Below are 5588 nucleotides of genomic sequence, written 5' to 3' on the forward strand. Positions count from 1 at the left end.
AGCAATATCTGACCGAAAATGGCTTTCGCGTCACCGTTGCCGGCAATGCCGGCGAAGCCAGGCGCAAGCTTGCCGGCCTCGACTTCGACCTTCTGGTGCTGGACGTCATGATGCCCGGCGAGACGGGGGTCGACCTGACCAAGTCGCTGCGGGCCGAAAAGAACGTACCGATCCTGATGCTCACAGCGCTGTCGGAGACCGACAGCCGCATCTCAGGGCTGGAGGCTGGCGCCGACGACTATCTGCCAAAGCCGTTCGATCCGCGCGAGCTGATCCTGCGCATCAACAACATCCTGCGCCGCGGTGGCCCGGCGACCACGCCCAAGGTCGAGCAGTTGGTCTTCGGCCCCTACACGTTCCAGATCGCCCGGCGCGAATTGAAGCGTGGCGGCGAGGCGTTGAAGCTGACCGATCGCGAGCAGGAGATCCTGGCGATCTTCGCCGCGCGAGCGGGCGAGACGATACCCCGCCACGAGCTTGTCGGCGACGATTCGGAAGTCGGCGAGCGCACCATCGACGTCCAGATCAACCGGCTGCGCCGCAAGATCGAGCGCGATCCGTCCAATCCGGTCTGGCTCCAGACCGTACGCGGTATTGGGTATCGGCTCAGCGTGGAATAGAATGCCGCCTGCGGCCGGCTGAACGGCTGCGGGCAAGCGAAAAGAGCGAATGGCAACCACGGAACTGGAACAGCCGGGCAATGGCGGCTTGAGCGCACGCGCCGCGCGGACGCTGAAGGCGGTGCCGCGCGCCTGGAACCGCTTCTGGCGCCTCGTCTCGCTCTATATGCCCAAGCGGCTCTATGCCCGCTCGCTGATCATCGTCATCGCGCCGATGATCCTGCTGCAATCGGTCGTCGCCTTCGTCTTCATGGAACGTCACTGGGCAACCGTGACGCAGCGCCTGTCGCAGGCCACCGTGCGCGACATCGCCGCCATCATCGACCTGATCGAGACCTATCCGCGCGATGCCGACTACACCAACATCATCCGCATCGCCCAGGACCGCATGCAGCTGAAGGTCGACCTCTTGCCGCCCGACCCACTCCCCGCGCCCGGTCCAAAGCCGTTTTTCTCGATTTTGGATGATGTTCTCTCATCCGAGATCACCCGCCAGATCAACCGCCCGTTCTGGATCGACACGGTCGGCAACTCCAACATCGTCGAGGTGCGCGTGCAGCTCGAGGGCAAGGTGCTGCGCGTCTTCGTGCGCCGCAGCCAGGCCTATGCCTCGAACACCCATATCTTCCTGATCTGGATGGTCGGCACCTCGCTGGTGCTGCTGATGATCGCCATTCCCTTCCTGCGCAACCAGATCCGGCCGATCCTGATGCTTGCCGAAGCCGCCGAAAGCTTTGGCAAGGGCCGGCCGATGCCGCGCGATTTCCGGCCGCGCGGCGCCGAGGAGGTTCGCCGCGCCGGCTTTGCCTTCATGCAGATGCGCGAGCGCATCGAACGCCAGATCGAACAGCGCACCGCCATGCTGACCGGCGTCAGCCATGACCTCAGAACCATCCTCACTCGCTTCAAGCTGCAGCTGGCGCTTTCCGGCGGCAAGGCCGAGACCAAGGCAGCGCTCGACCAGGACATCGACGACATGCAGTCGATGCTCGAAGGCTATCTGTCCTTTGCCCGCGGCGAAGCTTCGGAAGACGCCGGACGGTTCGATCTCGAGGCCTATTTCGAAAAGCTCGACGAGGAAGCCAGGCTGCGCAAGCGTAAGCTGTCGACGACGCTTGCCGGCGATCACGATGTGCATGTGCGGCCCAATGCCTTTGCCCGGCTGATGTCCAACGTCATCGGCAACGCCTTCCGCTATGCCAAGACGGTGGAGGTCAACGCCACCCATGGCCGCGGCTCGCTGCTGGTCACCATCGATGACGATGGTCCGGGCATTCCCGCCGATCGACGCGAAGACGTGTTCAAGCCTTTCGTGCGGCTCGACGAGGCCCGCAACCTCGATGCCAGCGGCACCGGGCTCGGCCTGTCGATCGCCCGCGACATCGCCCGCTCCCATGGCGGAGACATCACTCTTGAAGACAGCCCGCTCGGCGGACTGCGCGCCATCATCAAGGTTCCGGCATAACCGGGCACGATTCCGAAAAGTGGAAACGGCTTCATCCGCCCGTCATGAAACCATGATCAAGAGCGCGCATGAAGCGCGCGACCTCAATTGATTCGGCCTTGCCGCCTCACTTCGACCCCGTACCTGTCCGGGTGCGCTGGAGCGAAGCGAGAGCAGCAGGCTGGTCGCCGTTCCGGCATCGTCTCAAGGCAACCGTCGACCTTTCAAGCAAAGGGCCGCCATGCGCATACTGATGGTCACCGATGCCTGGCGCCCGCAGGTCAACGGCGTCGTCCACACGCTGGAGCGGCTCACCGAGACGCTGAAGTCCTTCGACGTCGCGGTGGATTTCCTGACGCCCAATATCTTTCGCACCCTGCCCTTGCCGACCTATCCCGACATCAGGCTGGCGCTGACCACGCCCGGCCATGTCGCGCGCCTGATCGACGCCGGCAAGGCCGACCACATCCACATCGTCACCGAAGGACCGCTGGGCATCATGGCGCGGCGCTATTGCCGCAATGCCGGCCGTCCATTCACCACCAGCTATCACACGCGCTTTCCCGAATATCTCAGCGCCCGCCTGCCGGTGCCGGAAAGCTGGGCCTATCGCTGGCTGCGCGATTTCCATAATTCCGGCCAGGGCACGCTGGTCGCCACCCAGTCGCTCGCCGACGACCTTTCCGCGCGCGGCTTCACCAAGCTGCGGCCATGGACGCGCGGCGTCGACACCGACCATTTCCGCCCGGACAGGAAGAAGGACCTCGGCTTCCCCGGCCCGATCTTCCTCTGCGTCGGCCGCGTCGCCATCGAAAAGAACCTGGGTGCTTTCCTCGACCTCGACCTGCCCGGCAGCAAGGTGATCGTCGGCGAAGGCCCCGAGCTTGCCAGGCTGAAGGCGAAATATCCGCAAGCGCATTTCCTCGGCCATCGCCCCAACGACGAACTGGCCGAGATCTATGCCTCGGCCGACGTCTTCGTCTTCCCGAGCCGCACCGACACGTTCGGCAACGTCATCATCGAGGCACTGGCCAGCGGCACGCCGGTTGCCGCCTATCCGGTGACCGGGCCGATCGACATTGTCGGCGATGGTTTTGGCGGCGCGGTCTCCAACGATTTGCGCGAGGCCTCACTCGCCGCGCTCAACGTCGACCGTGCCGAAGCCCGCGAACGCGCCATGCGCTACAGCTGGAAGGCCTGTGCGGAAATGTTCCTCGATACGGTCGAGGAAGCACTGGGCACACCGCGAAAGCTGGCGGCCTGATCGTGCTTTTCGTTATCCAAGGGCGAAGCTGACACACCGCCACGAATGACAAAGCGCGGCGACGCACAATCAACCGTTAGTCTGCCACGGCACCTTGTTTCAAAGGGATGTTCGGCATGACGTATTGTGCGACTTCGAAGCCATGACCAAGTCAGAGTGACAACGCAGTTCAGGGCTGCGTAGTCATCCATACTTGAGCCGCGCCGTCATCTCGCCCTCCCAAAGACATGGAGAATCCTTGGCAATTGTCGGCGACTCAAAATTTACCATTTCTACCTACATTGCGGCATGCTCGAAGCAACAGTCAGCAAAAAAATCAACAGTTACACGAGCCATTTCATCAGGCCCGAAGGTACCTTGCTGATAGTTCTGCTGGTGGTGGCTTTCTTGCCCGTACTGCTCGTCGACATACCCGCTATGGCAGACTATCCAAATCATCTCGCAAGAATGTCGATCCTGATGCGCGCCGGTACGCCCGAAGCCCATCCCTACTATGAAGCCGCGTGGGCACCCTACCCTAATCTAGCCATGGATCTCGTCGTCCCGTTCGCTGGGCGCTTGATCGGGATCGAGCTGGCATCAAAGCTTTTCTATCTAGTCTCGCAAATGCTGGTCGTCAGCGGGGCAATGGCCGTCGGAGCGGCCGCACAGGGGCGTGTGATCCTCAGCGGCTTCGTCGCTTCGCTCTTCCTCTACGCCATGCCTTTCGCTTTCGGATTCGTGAATTTTGAATTTGGACTCGGGATCGTTCTTTGGTCCATCGCGGTTTGGATTTGGCTTGCGGAAAGACCTTTGCCGCTGCGCCTTGCGATCCACGCCGTCTTCGTCGTGGTTCTGTATATCTCTCACCTATTTGCCCTCGGCCTGTATGGCATTGTGGTGGGGCTGTACGAACTCTCCCGCTGGCCAGACCATATTGAGAATTGGAAACGCACGATCTTGCTGGTTGCCGGAATGGCTGCTCCGGTCGTCGCAGTTGGCGCCCTGGCGCTCGCCTACGGCGGCAAAGTGGGTGGCGAAGGAACCGAATGGGCCCTGTCGGCGAAATTGTTGGCGCTGGTTCAAGTCAACGGCTTCAGCAGATACACTTCCTCAGCCGTGACCGTGGTGCTGGTCATTCTCAGTTACCTTGCGGTGAAGCACAGGATGGTGGCGGTCTCTCGCGTCGGCTGCTGGATAGGCTTTGGGCTCTTGTGCCTGTTCATTGTCATGCCGTTTCGCGTTGCGGACACGGCCTTTGTCGACGGGCGCGTCCTTCTGGCGCTTGTTCTGATCCTGCCAGCCTTCGTCACGATCAAGCGTCCGCAAGGCTCGCGTGGAACACTTCTCGTCGCGCTGGCGTTTGGCGCCGGGCTTGCAAACAGTGGCATCGCGATCTGGGCCCAATTGTCGTGCCGCGGCGAATATCGTGCCCTTATGACCGCGTTCGACGCCATTCCAATGGGTTCGCGAATCCTTACCGGCCAGAATGGCCTCCCAGACGACCCGCCAACGAATCTGCTCCTTTATCCAATGTACAATGCTGCCGCGTTGGCCGTAGTCACACGCAATGCACTGATGCCAACGCTGTTCACCTATCCGGGAAAACAGCCGGTGAGGCCCCGGCCGGAAGTGGCAAACCTGACCGTACCGCAAGGCGGGCCTATCCCGATGTCTGAGCTGGAGGCCTACGCCGCCGGTGCTTCCCCACCGGTCGAGGCGGCGTATGCAGCGCATTGGACCCGTGACTTTGACTATCTGCTGGTAATCGCGCCGGAGCGCAGCCCGCCACGACACGGCAACCTTGAATTAATCGCCGAAGGCAAACAGTTCAAATTTTACAGAATAAGGAAATTGGTCGACGCGGACAGGAAAAGCGGATGATGTCCGCGCGCGACACTCCTGTCACGACATGGCATGAAATTCATGCTGAAGCATCTGCCGAAAGGATTATCAATCCATCCCGGTTCGCGGGGGATTCCGATCCCCAGTCGAGACCCTAAAACAACCGCCCGCCATCCGGCACCTTACGCTCGATCGCGCCGAGCACCACGGCGCCCTCTTCGTCGGGAAAGCCGAGAGTGAGCACTTCCGACATGAATGGACCGATCTGGCGCGGCGGGAAATTGACCACCGCGAACACCTGCCGGCCGATCAGCGTCTCCGGTGTATAGTATTTGGTGATCTGCGCCGACGATTTCTTGATACCGATGCCGGCGCCGAAATCGATCTTCAGCTTGAACGCGGGCTTGCGCGCCTCGGGAAACGGCTCGGCCTCGAC

5 protein-coding genes are annotated in these 5588 nt (G+C 61.7%); 4 read left to right on the plus strand and 1 reads right to left on the minus strand.

Annotated elements, in window-relative coordinates; genetic code table 11:
* The 4 genes from EN991_RS21250 to EN991_RS21265 all read left to right on the plus strand — a co-directional run.
* A partial coding sequence (locus EN991_RS21250; protein ID WP_164769247.1) for a response regulator transcription factor occupies window positions 1–620 on the plus strand: 620 nt, incomplete at its 5' end.
* Window positions 621–669: 49 nt separating this feature from the next.
* A complete protein-coding gene (locus tag EN991_RS21255; RefSeq protein ID WP_013530013.1) occupies window positions 670–2085 on the plus strand; it encodes an ATP-binding protein in 1416 nt (471 codons plus the stop codon).
* A gap of 220 nt (window positions 2086–2305) precedes the next feature.
* A complete protein-coding gene (locus EN991_RS21260) occupies window positions 2306–3328 on the plus strand; it encodes a glycosyltransferase family 1 protein (protein ID WP_027162148.1) in 1023 nt (340 codons plus the stop codon).
* Window positions 3329–3616: 288 nt separating this feature from the next.
* Window positions 3617–5191 carry a hypothetical protein gene (locus tag EN991_RS21265; protein ID WP_127369482.1) on the plus strand — a complete coding sequence of 525 codons (1575 nt, stop codon included), beginning with the start codon at window positions 3617–3619 and terminating at the stop codon, window positions 5189–5191.
* 115 nt (window positions 5192–5306) lie between these two features.
* On the opposite strand, the gene EN991_RS21270 is transcribed toward EN991_RS21265, so the two are convergent.
* Window positions 5307–5588: tRNA-binding protein (locus EN991_RS21270; protein WP_127369483.1), on the minus strand; the 282-nt coding region annotated here is incomplete at its 5' end.

The organism is Mesorhizobium sp. M7A.F.Ca.US.005.03.2.1, assembly GCF_003997795.1.
Taxonomy (GTDB): Bacteria; Pseudomonadota; Alphaproteobacteria; order Rhizobiales; family Rhizobiaceae; genus Mesorhizobium; species Mesorhizobium ciceri.